Genomic DNA, 14,540 nt, shown 5'->3' with positions numbered 1-14,540 from the left:
AACCGTTTTTGCGGTTCCTGGGTAATACGTTCCAAAGAAACGGGTGGGGAAGCAAGCTTCCCCACCACATTCCGATATTACTTAACGTCGACCTTAGCGCCGGCGTCTTCGAGCTTCTTCTTGAGGTCAGCAGCTTCAGCCTTCGAAACAGCTTCCTTGACAGCCTTCGGAGCGCCTTCAACGAGGTCCTTGGCTTCCTTCAGGCCGAGACCTGTGATTGCGCGGACTTCCTTGATGACGTTGATCTTGTTTGCGCCGGCATCCGTGAGGATGACGTCAAATTCGGTCTTTTCTTCTTCAGCGGCAGCAGCCGGGCCAGCAGCAGCAGCAACAGCTACCGGAGCAGCGGCGGAAACGCCCCACTTTTCTTCAAGAAGCTTGGAAAGCTCAGCAGCTTCCAGAACGGTCAGAGCCGAGAGGTCGTCTACGATCTTTGCGAGATCAGCCATTTTCATAGTTCCTTATATAGGTTCGAACTTGGTTTTGAACAGCGAAAAACCGCCTTAAGCGGCTTCGTCCTTCTTTGCATAGGCCGCGAACACGCGGGCAAGCTGGCTTGCCGGTGCTGCAACAACCCCTGCGATACGGGTAGCCGGCGTCTGGATCATGCCCAGAAGCTTTGCACGAAGCTCGTCGAGCGAAGGCAGGGTCGCAAGCGACTTGACTGCATCTGCTGTGAGCGTCGTGGAACCCATGGCACCACCGAGAACAACGACCTTGTCGTTGGTCTTGGCAAATTCCATGACGACCTTCGGTGCCGTGATCGGGTCGGCGCTATATGCGATAAGCGTCTGACCCTTGAAGAGATCGATGATCCCTTCCGACTCCGTACCCTGAAGAGCGATCTTGGCCAGGCGGTTCTTCGCGACTTTGACGGTGCCGCCAGCAGCACGCATTTTCGAACGAAAATCGTTCATCTGCGCAACTGTGACACCAGCATAGTGGGCCACGACAACCGAACCGGAAGCCTTGAAGACTTCGTTCAGCTCCGTGACGAATTCGCGTTTTTCCGCTCTTTCCACTGTCTGTCTCCAGTTGACGGGACCGCAATCCTGCAGGCCCCATCGGTTTGCCTTTGCCATTCAGGATCTTCGAAAAGACCATGTCTGGCGTTTGAGGATCCTGCCCCCCTGCTCTACAGTTTGACTGCAGGCACAAGGCATTCCAGGCTCGAACCAACACTTAAGGGGATGCATCACGCATCTCAAAAACCTTGGGTCTTACCAGTCTCATGCAGGTCATACGATTAAGGTTTCGATCTCAAGAGACCTAGACCACCCACAATCTCGGACAGGAGTTCCGGATTTCTCCGGAAATCTCCGGCTCCTTGCGGAACCGGAAATCAGTGCGGCCGGACTGACGAGCAGCCCGGCAAACTTGTCTTAGAGAACCGACGACGGCTCGATGCGAACGCCCGGACCCATGGTCGAGGAGATTGCAACGCGCTTGACGTAGTTGCCCTTGGCGCCAGCCGGCTTGGCCTTGACGACCGCATCGGCGAAAGCCTTGATGTTTTCTTCCAGAGCCTTGGCGTCGAAGGAAGCCTTGCCGATGCCGGCGTGGACGATACCAGCCTTCTCGACGCGGAATTCGACTGCACCGCCCTTGGATGCCTTGACGGCGCCGGCGACGTCCATGGTCACGGTACCGACCTTCGGGTTCGGCATCATGCCACGCGGGCCGAGAACCTTACCGAGACGACCGACCAGCGGCATCATGTCCGGGGTAGCGATGCAACGATCGAAGTCGATCTTGCCGCCCTGAACGATTTCCAGCAGGTCTTCTGCGCCGACGATGTCTGCGCCAGCAGCCTTGGCTTCATCAGCCTTGGCGCCACGTGCGAAGACGGCAACGCGAACGTCGCGGCCGGTGCCGTTCGGCAGGTTGACAACGCCGCGGACCATCTGGTCTGCGTGACGCGGGTCAACGCCGAGGTTCATCGAGATTTCGATGGTTTCGTCGAACTTCGCGATAGCGCGTTCCTTGACAGCCGAGATGGCATCGGAAAGTGCGATCAGCTTGGTCGGATCGATGCCTTCACGGATCTTCTGGAGACGCTTTGCAACTTTTGCCATGTTACGCCACCACTTCCAGGCCCATGGAGCGGGCAGAGCCCTCAACCATCAGCATTGCGCCTTCGATATCGGCTGCGTTGAGATCCTTCATCTTACCTTCGGCGATCGCACGGACCTGAGCCTTGGTGATGGTGCCGGCCTTGCCGCCCTTACCAGGCGTCTTGGAACCGGACGTGATCTTCGCTTCCTTCTTCAGCCAGTAGGTAACCGGCGGCTGCTTCATTGCGAAGGTGAAGGACTTGTCCTGGTAATAGGTGATGACGACCGGGATCGGCATACCCTTTTCCATTTCCTGCGTGGCGGCATTGAACGCCTTGCAGAATTCCATGATGTTGATGCCACGCTGACCAAGCGCCGGGCCGATCGGCGGGGACGGGTTAGCCGATCCTGCCTTGACCTGAAGCTTGAGCTGGCCTGCTACTTTCTTAGCCATTTCTCTGCCTTTCGTTATGGACCGAATGTCGGCCCGATATGCCGACCCGAAGGATCGACGGCTGCGGTTGCGTGGTACGGTCGGGACATCCGGCTAAGACGCCTCCCCTCCCACGCGGTTGCGGCAAACGCCGCGCGAGGCCGACCACATCAAGCGGTCGACCCCAATTCGAAACAAATGTTCAGACCTTCTCGACCTGAGCGTATTCGAGCTCCACCGGAGTGGCGCGACCAAAGATCGAAACTTCGACCTTGAGGCGCGAACGCTCTTCATCGACATCCTGCACCACACCGTTGAACGATGCGAACGGACCGTCGGAAACACGAACCTGTTCACCGATCTCGTAGGAGATCGAGGACTTCGGACGCTCGACACCTTCCTGGACCTGACCTAGGATACGGTCGGCTTCAAAGTCCGGGATCGGAACCGGCTTGTTGTCGGAACCAAGGAAACCGGTGACCTTCGGCGTATTCTTGATCAGGTGATAGGCTTCGTCGGTCAGGTTCGCACGAACCAGAACGTAGCCGGGGAAGAACTTGCGCTCGCTGTCGACCTTGCGGCCGCGACGCACTTCCGTCACCTTCTCTGTCGGCACCAGAATACGTTCGAACAGATGCTCAAGCCCTTTCTGGCGAGCCTTGTTCTCGATATCCTCAGCGACCTTCTTTTCGAAGTTCGAATATGCGTGGACGATGTACCAACGTGCCGCCATCTTCATACCAACCAATCAAACGCCGAAATTCATAACGAAGCCGAGGAGCCAGCCGATAAGCTGGTCAGCGGCGAAAAAGAACAGGGCAGCCACAACAACCATGACCAGGACCATCGCGGTCGAGATCATTGTTTCACGACGCGAAGGCCAGGTGACCTTCTTCGTCTCGGTGCGCACCTGTCGCAGGAACGTAATCGGGTTGGTTTTGGATGCCATAACTGTCCACGCAATTACGGCACGTAAAGCTGATCTTATTCAGCCCCACGCACCGCGTGTCTGTTCTTACCCTACATAGACACCGATTTCAGCTTTCACAAGAGGAAATCGATATCCGATGAAGCCGGACTACCGGCAGACCAATTTTCTTCGGCGACCATGCTGCGAAACAACCGCGCGTATCAACCTCAAGAAAATGGCAGGGGCGGCCGGGCTCGAACCGACGACCTGCGGTTTTGGAGACCGCCGCTCTACCAACTGAGCTACACCCCTAAACCCTTTTTGGACCTGCGCCGAAGCGCTGTCCGTGAAGGACGTGTGCGCTCTTTAAGGCGATGAACCGGAGTTGGCAAGTGGGTTTCTGCAAGAGATGCGACACTTTTATGGATGAACGGTGGAAAGCCCATTCAAGCCGCCGGCTTTTCAGACCCATCACCAAATGCGCATTCACGATTCTGCCCGGTACCGGGCGCATTTTCGAAGGTACAGCGCGCTTCGGGCGGCGTGCCGCAGACCTTGGACAGTTGCTTGAAGCCGACGCAGCGACCATCCGGCCACGATAGCCGGGGCCGCCCTTGCATCCACAGCCCTTGCAGGCCGGCCGCTCCGGACAGCGCGCCTCTGCCGGTACTGGCAGAATCATGGAAGAGGACAGAATCACAATTGCAACAATGAGATACCGAATCAAAGGTGCCCCCTCCCCGACAGAATCACCAACGAAAAAGGCCTCGCCGTTGCCGGCGAGGCCTATCTTATTCAATTCGATCGAGGATTACTCGACGATCGAGGCAACGATGCCGGCGCCGACGGTACGGCCGCCTTCGCGGATAGCGAAGCGCAGCTTTTCTTCCATCGCGATCGGAACGATCAGTTCAACAGCAACCGTGACGTTGTCGCCCGGCATAACCATTTCCGTGCCTTCCGGCAGCGAAACGATACCGGTCACGTCCGTCGTGCGGAAGTAGAACTGCGGACGGTAGTTGGTGAAGAACGGCGTATGACGGCCGCCTTCTTCCTTCGTCAGGATGTAGGCTTCTGCCATGAACTTCTTGTGCGGCTTGACCGAACCCGGCTTGCACAGGATCTGACCACGCTCGACGCCGTCACGCTGTACGCCACGGATCAGCGCGCCAACGTTGTCGCCGGCCTGGCCCTGATCGAGCAGCTTGCGGAACATTTCAACGCCGGTAACCGTCGTCTTGGTCGTGTCGCGGATGCCGACGATTTCGACTTCTTCGCCAACCTTGACGATACCACGCTCGACGCGGCCGGTCACAACCGTACCACGACCCGAGATCGAGAACACGTCTTCGATCGGCATCAGGAACGGCTGGTCGATCGGACGCTCAGGCGTCGGGATGTAGGCGTCGACCTGAGCCATCAGCTCGCGGATCGCGTCTTCACCGATCTTCTTGTCCGAATCGTTCAGAGCGGCCAGAGCCGAACCCTTGACAACCGGAACGTCGTCGCCCGGGAAGTCGTAGGACGACAGAAGTTCGCGAACTTCCATTTCCACGAGTTCCAGCAGCTCTTCGTCGTCGACCTGGTCGACCTTGTTGAGGAACACGACCAGAGCCGGAACGCCAACCTGACGAGCAAGCAGGATGTGCTCGCGGGTCTGCGGCATGGGGCCATCGGCAGCCGAGCAAACCAGGATAGCGCCGTCCATCTGGGCAGCACCGGTGATCATGTTCTTGACGTAGTCGGCGTGGCCGGGGCAGTCGACGTGCGCGTAGTGGCGGTTCGGCGTCTCATACTCGACGTGTGCCGTCGAGATGGTGATGCCGCGTGCCTTTTCTTCCGGTGCAGCGTCGATCTGGTCGTACGCCTTGAACTCGCCGAAATACTTCGTGATCGCTGCCGTCAGAGACGTCTTGCCGTGGTCGACGTGGCCGATCGTGCCGATGTTCACGTGCGGCTTGTTACGCTCAAACTTGCTCTTTGCCATTGATGCTTCCTATAATCTGTAGGGATGATAGATCCGCAGTGAACGGATTTGGTGTCGCCGTTTAAGGCTTTCGCTACGAATGCGCAAGACTTAATTGCTGGGCCCTATTTAGGTGCGCGCTTGCAGAACACCAAGCCCTGCGAAGCGACTGTTTTCCCATTTGCTTATAAAGTGCGGATCACCGGCCACCCGGCTCATCCGCGATCCCCTCACCGGCTCATCGCGAATATGGCGAAGTTCACGGCCAGCAGCAGAACGATCGTGGCTACGAAGCCGCCGACGAAATAAAACATGCGCCGACCAAATGGCTTGGCGCTGTTGAAGACAGGAATATAGAGGAGAGAAAATCTGGAGCGGGTAGCGGGAATCGAACCCGCGTATTCAGCTTGGAAGGCTGCTGCTCTACCATTGAGCTATACCCGCGGGGTCTGGTTCGATCCATGCAACGAAATGGTGGAGGGAGTTGGATTTGAACCAACGTAGGCTGAGCCAACGGATTTACAGTCCGTCCCCTTTAACCACTCGGGCATCCCTCCAGTATTTCGTCTGGATCGAGAACCAAGCTCTTCAGAACGTTCAGCGAAACCGCGTCTCGTTCTGTGCGGCGTATATGACGGGCACTTTCGCTGCTGTCAACACGGGTCAAAACGAAAACTTCAGAAAAAACACAGATTGATATGTCAGGCTGATGAATGTGCCCTCACCCTGTGGATAGAGTGAACGGCGACCAAAGCTCTGCAAACCAGCGGATACGGGGCTTTGCCGGAACCGCGCCTGCCGTTATAAGGCGGCATGAGCAAAAATGATCAAAACGACAAATCCGGGCGTGACAGCCATTACGCCACCCTGCGCCGCAATGTGCGCGATGCCAAACGCGAGCGCGGCGACATTCCGACGCCGGATCCGCGCAAGCGACCGAAACCCGCGCATGAAAACTGGAAGGCGCCGCAGCTGCAGCCTGACCAGGTCTTTCTCTATGGCCTGCACACCGTGCGCGCCGTCATAGACAATCCCGAGCGCAAGATCGTCAAACTGACGGTGACGCAGAACGCCTTCGTGCGTCTCGATATCGGCGAATCCCACGCCCTGCCCTTCCCTGTCGAATTCGTCTCGCCGCAGGATATCGACAAACATCTCGGCCCCGACGCCATTCATCAGGGCGCTATGATCGAGACGAAACCGCTGCCGGTTCGCCGTCTGGAAGCGCTGAAGGAAAGCAATCTCATTCTCGTGCTCGATCAGGTTACCGATCCGCACAATGTCGGCGCCATCATGCGCTCCGCCGTCGCCTTCGAGGCAGGCGCTCTGATCACCACCCAGCGTCACAGCCCGACCGAATCGGGCGTCATGGCCAAGTCGGCCTCCGGCGCGCTGGAAATGATACCCTATATCCAGATCGGCAATCTGGCCGATGCACTGGCCGAGTTGCAGAAACTCGGGTTCCAGACGATTGGTCTCGATTCGGAAGGCCCGGCCCCGCTGGAAGGCACGTTCGCTGCGGGCAAGGTTGCGCTCGTGCTCGGTTCCGAGGGCAAGGGCCTGCGCCAGAAGACGCGCGAAACCGTCGATGCGCTGGCGCGTCTCGACATGCCGGGCGCGATCAAATCGCTCAATGTGTCGAATGCGGCAGCGATCGCGCTTTACGCAGCACGTCAGCATCTGGCCAAGGCGTAATCAACCGTCAGTGCAGCGCCGTCGCCCGCTTGTCGAAACAACGCATGCGTTCGGGCGGCGTCGCATTGCGGCCATCCCGCACCTCGGCGGCGAACTGGATCGAGCCGATCAGTTCGAGATCGAACAGTGGTTTCGAGATGACGCCGAGCGTTCCGGGTATGCCGCTGGCAATTGCCTCTGGGTTGGCGGTCATGAAAATGACTGTCAGCCCGCGTGCCGCAAGCTCCCGGCCGATATCCGGGCCGGTGGCGCCATCCTGCAGGTGAACATCGACAAGGGCGATGTCGGCATCATCGCCGGCATCCAGGGCATCGGCGGTATTGGCCGCAATGCCGGCAACTTCATGACCCAGGGCCAGCACCGCATCTTCGATATGCAATGCGATCAGCAGCTGGTCTTCTACCACGAGAATCCGATGCGGCATGTGGCCCTCTTCGTTTTATGACTGGATATAATGGCGCGCACGCAGTTTTGTTCCACAACCTCTAATATTTGATGCAGGCGTGAACCACCGCCGCCACAACCGTTCGCAAAAATCTGCGCCTGACCAAGAGAATCAGTTAGAAATCACCGCATGATTCGGAAAAGCCCATGAGCCTCGCCTATCTCGAAACACTCAACGACGCTCAGCGTCGCGCAGTCGAGCACGGTGCGACGGCCGCCAAGACCGGCGACAGCGGCCCGCTGCTGGTCATCGCCGGGGCAGGATCCGGCAAGACCAACACGCTGGCGCATCGCGTTGCCCACCTGATCGTCAATGGTGCCGATCCGCGCCGTATCCTGCTGATGACATTTTCCCGACGGGCCGCCTCAGAGATGGGCAAACGCGTCGAGCGCATCTGCGGTCAGGTTCTCGGCGCCAATGCCGGCGTCATGACCGATGCGATGGCCTGGGCCGGCACATTCCACGGCATCGGCGCGCGACTGATGCGCATGTATGCCGAACAGATCGGCCTCGACCCGGATTTCACCATCCACGACCGCGAAGACTCAGCCGACCTGATGAACCTCATCCGGCACGAACTGGGTTTCTCCAAAACGGAAAGCCGGTTTCCGACAAAGGGCACCTGCCTTGCCATCTATTCACGCGTGGTGAATTCGGAAGCAGCACTCGGCGAGGTGCTGAAGACAAATTTTCCATGGTGTGCCGCCTGGGAAGCGCAACTGCGTGACCTGTTCGGCTCCTATGTCGAAGCCAAGCAGGCCCAGAACGTTCTCGATTACGACGATCTTCTGCTCTACTGGGCGCAGACCATGTCCGAGCCGCAGCTGGCCACCGATATCGGCGCGCGTTTCGATCATGTTCTGGTCGATGAATATCAGGACACCAATCGGCTGCAATCGACCATCCTGATGGGCTTGAAACCCGGCGGCCGCGGCCTGACCGTGGTCGGCGACGACGCCCAGTCGATCTATTCGTTTCGCGCCGCCACAATCCGCAACATTCTGGATTTTCCAAAATCCTTCGAACCGCCGGCCGATATCATCACGCTCGACCGCAATTACCGCTCCACGAATACTATCCTGGCCGCCGCCAATGGCGTCATCGATCTGGCCCGCGAACGCTTCACCAAGAACCTGTGGACCGAGAGGCAATCGGCGGAACGGCCTCGCCTCGTCGCCGTGCGCGATGAAAACGAGCAGGCCAATTACATCTGCGAAAAAATTCTGGAGAACCGCGAAACCGGCATGCCCCTGAAAAACCAGGCCGTGCTGTTCCGCTCCTCCAACCATTCCGGCCCGCTGGAAGTGGAACTCACCCGCCGCAACATTCCCTTCGTGAAATTCGGCGGCCTGAAATTTTTGGACAGCGCGCATGTGAAGGACCTGCTGGCCGCACTGCGTTTTGCCCAGAACCCACGTGACCGCGTCGCCGGTTTCCGGCTGATGCAGCTCATCCCCGGTGTCGGCCCGCAGACGGCCGGCAAAATTCTGGATGCCATCGCAACCGATCCCGAGCCACTCGCGGCTTTGCAGGAAATCCCCGCCCCGCCCCGCAGCGGCGAGGACTGGATGCGATTCGTCGAGATGTTATCGTCCGTAAGGCGCGGCGAAGGCTGGCCATCGGAAATCGGCACGGCCCGTAACTGGTACGAACCGCATCTGGAGCGCATCCATGAGGATGCCGAGACCCGCAAGGCCGATCTTCTGCAACTGGAACAGATTGCCTCGGGATATGCCTCACGCGAACGGTTCCTCACCGAACTGACGCTCGACCCGCCCAGCGCCACCAGCGATCAGGCCGGCGTGCCGCTGCTAGACGACGATTACCTGATCCTCTCGACCATCCATTCGGCCAAGGGGCAGGAATGGCGCTCGGTCTTCGTGCTGAACTGCGTCGATGGCTGCATTCCCTCCGATCTCGGTGTCGGCACCAGCGCCGAAGTCGAGGAAGAACGCCGCCTGCTCTACGTGGCGATGACGCGCGCCAAGGACAGCCTCGACCTCATCACCCCGCAACGTTTCTTCACCCACGGCCAGCACTCTCAGGGCGACCGGCATGTCTATGCCGCCCGCACCCGCTTCATTCCGGCAACGTTGCTGCAGTTTTTCGAAACGGCGGCTTGGCCGGTGGTGGAGCCGATGTCGGAAGCGGAAAAGGCGGCCCGCAAGCAGGTGCGCATCGACGTGACGGCGCGTATGCGTGGGATGTGGCGGTAAACGCGGCCTCAGATAAAGAAAGGCCCCCTCTGGCCTGCCGGCCATCTCCCCCACAAGGGGGGAGAAAACTCGCGGCAACCGACTTGCCTCAAACAGATCTCGGCGGTGAGGCTGGGTTAAGCCCTCCCCCTTGTGGGGAGGCTTGGGAGGGGTCTTTTTTCCTCATGTCCTGACGCCTCACCCCTCCGGCACATTCTCCTCCAGTTCTTTCAACCACACCCGAGCATTGCCATCCGACGGCGCGCGCCAGTCGCCACGCGGCGACAGCGAACCACCGGACGTAACCTTCGGGCCGTTCGGCGAGGCCGAGCGCTTGAACTGGCTGATGGTGAAGAAGCGGAACAGAAATGTCTGCATCCATTTCCTGATGGTGGCGAGATCGTATGCGCGGCGCTTTTCATCCGGGAAATGCGAAGGCCATGCGCCGGCGGCCACATCGCTCCAGGCATGATGCGCCAGATAGGCAATCTTCGACGGTTTCAGGCCATACCGCGTCAGGTAATAGAGCGTGAAATCGTGCAGGTCGTAAGGACCGATCTTGTCCTCGGTGCTCTGGATGACGCCGTCCGCGCCCGCCGGCACCAGTTCCGGCGAGATGATCGTGCCGAGCACGCGCTCCAGCGTCGCATTCGCCTCGGCATCAAAACTGCCGCTCTCGATCACCCAGCGGATCAGATGCTGGATCAACGTCTTCGAGACCGAGCCATTGACATTGTAATGGCTCATCTGGTCGCCGACACCATAGGTGGACCAGCCAAGACCGATTTCCGAAAGGTCGCCGGTGCCGAGCACCAGCGCGTTGCGCTGATTGGCGGCGCGGAACAGAAAATCGGTGCGCAGACCCGCCTGCACGTTTTCAAACGTCACATCATAAACCGGCTCGCCGCCCGAAAACGGATGGCCGAGATCTTTCAGAAGCTGCAGCGCCAGCGGCTTGATATCCACCTCTTCCGCCGTAATTCCGATGCTGCGCATCAGCGACCAGGCATTGCCGAGCGTTTCGTCGCCGGTGGCGAAACCCGGCATGGTGAAGCCGAGAATATCGGTGCGCGGCCAGCCCAGTCTGTCAAAGGCGCGCGCCGCCACCAGCAGCGCATGGGTGGAATCCAGCCCGCCGGAAATGCCGATGCAGAGACGCTTGATGCCGGTTGCCCGCAGGCGCTTCATCAGGCCCTGCACCTGAATGTTGAAGGTCTCGTAACAATCCTGATCCAGACGGGCCGGATCGGATGGCACGAAAGGATACCGCGCAACGGATCGCTTCAGGCCGATATTGCCTTCGGGCGCCGCGAACTCGAAACCGACGCGGCGGAATGGCTGGTCTGCCCGCAACACACGCTCGGCCGCATCTTCGAAAGTGACGGTGCGCAGCCGCTCCAGCGCCAGGCGCTCGACATCGATATCGGCAACGCACATCTGCGACGCATCCGGGAACCGTTCGGTTTCGGCCAGCAGATCGCCAAGTTCATAGATGCAGGCCTGCCCGTCCCAGGCGAGATCGGTGGTCGATTCGCCCGGCCCCGCCGCCGAATAGAGATAGGCGGCAATGTTACGCGACGACTGGTTGGCGCAGAGCTGTTTTCGCACATCCGCCTTGCCGACCGTGACATTGCTGGCCGACAGGTTGGTGAGGATGGTCGCGCCTGCCATAGCGCCAAAATCGCTCGGCGGTGCCGGCACCCATACATCCTCGCAGATTTCCACATGGAAAACGAAATCGGCGATGCGGCGGTCCTCGAACAGAAGATCGATGCCGAAGGGCACGACCTGTCCAGCAACCGAAATCTCCTGTCCGCGCACCGTGCGGCCCGAAGCGAACCAGCGTTTTTCGTAGAACTCGCGGTAGTTGGGCAGATGCGCTTTCGGCACCACGCCGAGAATTTGGCCCGCATGAATGACGATGGCGCAATTATAAAGCCGGCCGCGATGGCGAAGCGGCGCCCCCACCAGCAGCACGGGAATGAGCGCGCGGCTCACTTCGACCAGCGTCTTCAGCGCAGTTTCGACGGAATCGAGAAGTGCAGCCTGCCCCAGCAGATCATCGATCGAATAACCGGAGATGCCAAGTTCGGGAAACACCATCAGCGCCACGCCCTGATCATGGCCCTGACGCGCCAGCTCCAGCACCGCCTGTGCATTGAAGGCCGGATCACCGATCTCGCAGGCCGGCGTGGCTGTGGCGACGCGCACAAAACCGTGGGCATAGGCAGAATGAAAATTCATCGGGCACTCCGTCTTCTCAGATGCGCCATAAGTAATGCTGCGGCGCGGCGCGGTCGAGAGCGTTTTGGTGATTCTCGGCAAAGCAGATGGTCATGGTGTCATTGGCGGGTCCGCCCGCCGGATCATCGCGCCTCGTCCGGCGAAAATGCACAGGAATGGCCAAATTATCAGTCGTCAAATCCGCTTCTTGCGCCTTCGCGCCAATTTCCTCTTTACAGCCAATCAAAATATGGTAACTCCCCTCTCCATTGCCCTTGTAGCTCAGTTGGTAGAGCACCTGATTTGTAATCAGGGGGTCACGAGTTCGAACCTTGTCGGGGGCACCACTTTTCGAATTTCCGACTTCCGGCCTTTGCGCTCTGGAAGTCGGAAATCTCGCAAAGCCTTGAATTCACTCTTCCGCTATCGACATCAGTCCCGCCGCCTGCTTCAGGCACGGCAAGGCTATTCTTTTCCACAGTCTTTGACATTTCTGCGTATGCCGCGCCACCAATGGTGCTTGGCTCCGCTCAAGCCGTTCAGCGGCCTTGTCGCCCTCCTCGCTTTTCATGTACCAAGGACGGCCATTGCAGAAGGTGCCGTTGATGTCTCAAAAGAAAAGCCTCGCATTCCTGGCGTCCATCGCGCCCGAGGCGCAGGCCGCGCTCGAAGAACTCACACGCCTTTACGGTCAGACACCGGCGGATGAGGCCGATGTGATCGTGGCGCTCGGCGGTGACGGCTTCATGCTGCAGACGCTGCATGACAGCATCAATTCGGGAAAACGTGTCTATGGCATGAACTGCGGTTCGGTCGGCTTTCTGATGAACGACTACCGTTCTGACAATCTGCACGAACGCGTGTCGGCCTCGGTCGAAAACGCCATACATCCATTGCGCATGACCACCACCAATACCGACGGCACCTCTTCCGTGGCGCTCGCCATCAATGAGGTCTATCTGTTTCGCCAGAGTTATCAGGCCGCAAAACTGCGTGTCGAGATCGACGGCAAGACGCGGCTGGAAGAACTGATCTGCGACGGCCTGATGGTGGCGACCCCTGCCGGCTCCACCGCCTACAATCTGTCCGCCCACGGGCCGATCCTGCCGCTGGAAGCGCCGCTGCTTGCCATGACGCCGGTCAGCGCGTTCCGGCCGCGTCGCTGGCGCGGTGCGCTGCTTCCCAACCGCGTCTGTGTCGATATCCATATCCTCGAAGCCGAAAAACGCCCGGTCAATGCGGTGGCAGACAATACCGAGGTGAAATCGGTACTGCATATCCGCGTCGCCCAGCTGAAGGACATGAAGGCGCATATCCTTTCCGATCCCGATCATTCCTGGTCCGATCGCATTCTGGCGGAACAGTTTGCGGATTGATTTCAAACGAACGACACGAAAAAGGCGGCCTCCGAAGAAGCCGCCTTTTCCATTTCCTGCGATATGACGCCAATCAGTCGATGTCGCCGCCGGCAACGTCCGCCTTGCCGCTGATACGGTGGGCAAGCGCGGCTTCCATGAACGCATTTAGATCGCCGTCGAGCACATCGCCCGGAGCCGTGCTTTCGACACCGGTACGCGTATCCTTGACCAACTGATACGGCTGCAGAACGTAGGAACGGATCTGGTGACCCCAACCGATGTCGCTCTTGGAGGCGGCTTCCGCGTTGGCGGCCGCTTCGCGCTTCATCAATTCGGCTTCGTACATACGGGCGCGCAGCATGTCCCACGCCTTGGCGCGGTTCTTGTGCTGCGAACGTTCCTGCTGGCAGGACACGACGATGCCGGTCGGAATATGAGTGATACGCACGGCCGAGTCGGTGGTGTTGACGTGCTGACCACCCGCACCCGAAGCGCGGTAGGTGTCGATACGGCAATCGCTTTCGTTCACCTCGATATTGATCGAGTCGTCGACGACCGGATAAACCCAGATCGACGAGAAAGACGTGTGGCGACGCGCGTTCGAATCGTAAGGCGAGATACGCACGAGACGATGCACACCCGATTCGGTCTTCAGCCAGCCAAAGGCGTTGTGGCCCTTGACGAGAATGGTCGCCGATTTGATGCCGGCTTCTTCGCCGTCATGCATTTCGAGGATCTCGACCTTGTAACCCTGACGCTCGGCCCAGCGCGTGTACATGCGCAGCAGAATGTTCGCCCAGTCCTGGCTTTCCGTGCCGCCGGCACCGGAATGCACTTCGACATAGGTGTCGTTGCTGTCGGCTTCACCGGACAGCATGGCTTCGACCTGACGGCGGTTTGCCTCGGCACGCAATGCTCGCAGAGCATCCTCGGCGTCCTTGATGATCGCTTCGTCGCCCTCGTCCTCACCCATTTCGATGAGTTCGATATTGTCGTTGAGCTGCTGCTCCAGCGATTTCACGCCGTTGATGCTGTCATCCAGCTGCTGGCGCTCGCGCATCAGCTTCTGGGCTTCCTGGGCATCGTTCCAGAGGTTGGGATCCTCTGACTTGTTGTTCAACCAGTCCAGTCGTCTTACCGCCTGATCCCAGTCAAAGATGCCTCCTCAGCAGGCTTATGGCCTGCTTGATTTCGTCGGTGACGTTGATCATTTCGTTGCGCATATGCGTGCAAACTTCCCGTCTTTTACTTGGAAATGAGG

14 protein-coding genes and 4 tRNA genes are annotated in these 14,540 nt (G+C 59.1%); 4 read left to right on the top strand and 14 right to left on the bottom strand.

Annotation, left to right across the window (positions count from 1 at the left end; genetic code table 11):
• Positions 1-77 precede the first annotated feature (77 nt).
• The 10 genes from rplL to EDF70_RS10550 all read right to left on the bottom strand — a co-directional run bounded on the left by rplL (position 78) and on the right by EDF70_RS10550 (position 5,920).
• Positions 78-449 (bottom strand): 50S ribosomal protein L7/L12, encoded by a 372-nt coding sequence (gene rplL / locus EDF70_RS10600; RefSeq protein ID WP_132273286.1) that lies wholly within the window; start codon positions 447-449, stop codon positions 78-80.
• A 54-nt stretch (positions 450-503) separates the two neighbouring features.
• Positions 504-1,022: a 50S ribosomal protein L10 gene (gene rplJ, locus EDF70_RS10595; RefSeq protein ID WP_132273751.1), complete on the bottom strand. Its 519-nt coding sequence runs from the start codon at positions 1,020-1,022 to the stop codon at positions 504-506.
• Positions 1,023-1,382: 360 nt separating this feature from the next.
• Complete coding sequence (gene rplA, locus EDF70_RS10590; RefSeq protein WP_132273285.1) at positions 1,383-2,075, bottom strand: 50S ribosomal protein L1; 693 nt, start codon at positions 2,073-2,075, stop codon at positions 1,383-1,385.
• Between the two features lies 1 nt (position 2,076).
• Complete coding sequence (gene rplK / locus EDF70_RS10585; RefSeq protein ID WP_112730803.1) at positions 2,077-2,508, bottom strand: 50S ribosomal protein L11; 432 nt, start codon at positions 2,506-2,508, stop codon at positions 2,077-2,079.
• A gap of 181 nt (positions 2,509-2,689) precedes the next feature.
• Positions 2,690-3,220, bottom strand: a complete 531-nt coding sequence (gene nusG / locus EDF70_RS10580; protein WP_132273284.1) for a transcription termination/antitermination protein NusG — start codon at positions 3,218-3,220, stop codon at positions 2,690-2,692.
• A gap of 15 nt (positions 3,221-3,235) precedes the next feature.
• A complete protein-coding gene (secE, locus tag EDF70_RS10575) occupies positions 3,236-3,436 on the bottom strand; it encodes a preprotein translocase subunit SecE (RefSeq protein ID WP_132273283.1) in 201 nt (66 codons plus the stop codon).
• A gap of 197 nt (positions 3,437-3,633) precedes the next feature.
• Positions 3,634-3,709: transfer RNA gene (locus EDF70_RS10570), tRNA-Trp, on the bottom strand.
• 499 nt (positions 3,710-4,208) lie between these two features.
• A complete protein-coding gene (gene tuf / locus EDF70_RS10560; RefSeq protein ID WP_132273282.1) occupies positions 4,209-5,384 on the bottom strand; it encodes an elongation factor Tu in 1,176 nt (391 codons plus the stop codon).
• A gap of 349 nt (positions 5,385-5,733) precedes the next feature.
• Positions 5,734-5,807: transfer RNA gene (locus EDF70_RS10555), tRNA-Gly, on the bottom strand.
• 28 nt (positions 5,808-5,835) lie between these two features.
• Positions 5,836-5,920, bottom strand: a tRNA-Tyr gene (locus EDF70_RS10550).
• A 256-nt stretch (positions 5,921-6,176) separates the two neighbouring features.
• Here EDF70_RS10550 and EDF70_RS10545 point away from each other — a divergent pair.
• Positions 6,177-7,058, top strand: a complete 882-nt coding sequence (locus EDF70_RS10545) for an RNA methyltransferase (RefSeq protein WP_132273281.1) — start codon at positions 6,177-6,179, stop codon at positions 7,056-7,058.
• A 7-nt stretch (positions 7,059-7,065) separates the two neighbouring features.
• Here the strand turns inward: EDF70_RS10545 and EDF70_RS10540 are convergent, their stop codons facing one another.
• Positions 7,066-7,482 (bottom strand): response regulator, encoded by a 417-nt coding sequence (locus EDF70_RS10540; RefSeq protein WP_132273280.1) that lies wholly within the window; start codon positions 7,480-7,482, stop codon positions 7,066-7,068.
• Positions 7,483-7,649: 167 nt separating this feature from the next.
• On the opposite strand from EDF70_RS10540, the gene EDF70_RS10535 reads away from it, so the two are divergent.
• Positions 7,650-9,719: an ATP-dependent helicase gene (locus EDF70_RS10535; RefSeq protein WP_132273279.1), complete on the top strand. Its 2,070-nt coding sequence runs from the start codon at positions 7,650-7,652 to the stop codon at positions 9,717-9,719.
• Between the two features lie 177 nt (positions 9,720-9,896).
• Here EDF70_RS10535 and EDF70_RS10530 read toward each other — a convergent pair whose 3' ends face one another.
• Together EDF70_RS10530 and EDF70_RS10525 are read right to left on the bottom strand one after the other, a co-directional pair.
• Positions 9,897-11,942, bottom strand: a complete 2,046-nt coding sequence (locus tag EDF70_RS10530; protein ID WP_132273278.1) for an NAD(+) synthase — start codon at positions 11,940-11,942, stop codon at positions 9,897-9,899.
• 16 nt (positions 11,943-11,958) lie between these two features.
• A complete protein-coding gene (locus tag EDF70_RS10525) occupies positions 11,959-12,219 on the bottom strand; it encodes a hypothetical protein (RefSeq protein WP_132273277.1) in 261 nt (86 codons plus the stop codon).
• Here EDF70_RS10525 and EDF70_RS10520 point away from each other — a divergent pair.
• Positions 12,193-12,268: transfer RNA gene (locus tag EDF70_RS10520), tRNA-Thr, on the top strand. The two genes, EDF70_RS10525 and EDF70_RS10520, sit on opposite strands and share 27 nt — an antisense overlap.
• Positions 12,269-12,526: 258 nt before the next feature.
• Positions 12,527-13,297: an NAD kinase gene (locus EDF70_RS10515; RefSeq protein WP_132273276.1), complete on the top strand. Its 771-nt coding sequence runs from the start codon at positions 12,527-12,529 to the stop codon at positions 13,295-13,297.
• Between the two features lie 73 nt (positions 13,298-13,370).
• Here EDF70_RS10515 and prfB read toward each other — a convergent pair.
• Positions 13,371-14,502 (bottom strand): peptide chain release factor 2 gene (gene prfB, locus EDF70_RS10510; RefSeq protein WP_132273275.1). Its coding sequence is split into 2 segments (ribosomal slippage): positions 13,371-14,432 and positions 14,434-14,502, totalling 1,131 coding nucleotides; the frame shifts between segments, so codons are not numbered across the junction.
• Positions 14,503-14,540: the final 38 nt, after the last annotated feature.

Origin of the sequence: Neorhizobium sp. JUb45 (genome assembly GCF_004343585.1) — a bacterium.
Lineage (GTDB): Bacteria > Pseudomonadota > Alphaproteobacteria > Rhizobiales > Rhizobiaceae > Neorhizobium.
The sequence above is the reverse complement of the archived record's forward strand: the minus strand, read 5'-3'. Positions and strand labels throughout refer to the sequence as shown.

Bases quoted from the DNA above. Each gene is read 5' to 3' on its own strand.
- rplA (WP_132273285.1), bottom strand. From the start codon at position 2,075: ATGGCAAAAGTTGCAAAGCGTCTCCAGAAGATCCGTGAAGGCATCGAT.
- secE (WP_132273283.1), bottom strand. From the start codon at position 3,436: ATGGCATCCAAAACCAACCCGATTACGTTCCTGCGACAGGTGCGCACC.
- EDF70_RS10535 (WP_132273279.1), top strand. From the start codon at position 7,650: ATGAGCCTCGCCTATCTCGAAACACTCAACGACGCTCAGCGTCGCGCA.
- EDF70_RS10540 (WP_132273280.1), bottom strand. From the start codon at position 7,482: ATGCCGCATCGGATTCTCGTGGTAGAAGACCAGCTGCTGATCGCATTG.
- EDF70_RS10515 (WP_132273276.1), top strand. From the start codon at position 12,527: ATGTCTCAAAAGAAAAGCCTCGCATTCCTGGCGTCCATCGCGCCCGAG.
- nusG (WP_132273284.1), bottom strand. From the start codon at position 3,220: ATGGCGGCACGTTGGTACATCGTCCACGCATATTCGAACTTCGAAAAG.
- EDF70_RS10545 (WP_132273281.1), top strand. From the start codon at position 6,177: ATGAGCAAAAATGATCAAAACGACAAATCCGGGCGTGACAGCCATTAC.
- EDF70_RS10530 (WP_132273278.1), bottom strand. From the start codon at position 11,942: ATGAATTTTCATTCTGCCTATGCCCACGGTTTTGTGCGCGTCGCCACA.
- rplL (WP_132273286.1), bottom strand. From the start codon at position 449: ATGGCTGATCTCGCAAAGATCGTAGACGACCTCTCGGCTCTGACCGTT.
- tuf (WP_132273282.1), bottom strand. From the start codon at position 5,384: ATGGCAAAGAGCAAGTTTGAGCGTAACAAGCCGCACGTGAACATCGGC.
- rplK (WP_112730803.1), bottom strand. From the start codon at position 2,508: ATGGCTAAGAAAGTAGCAGGCCAGCTCAAGCTTCAGGTCAAGGCAGGA.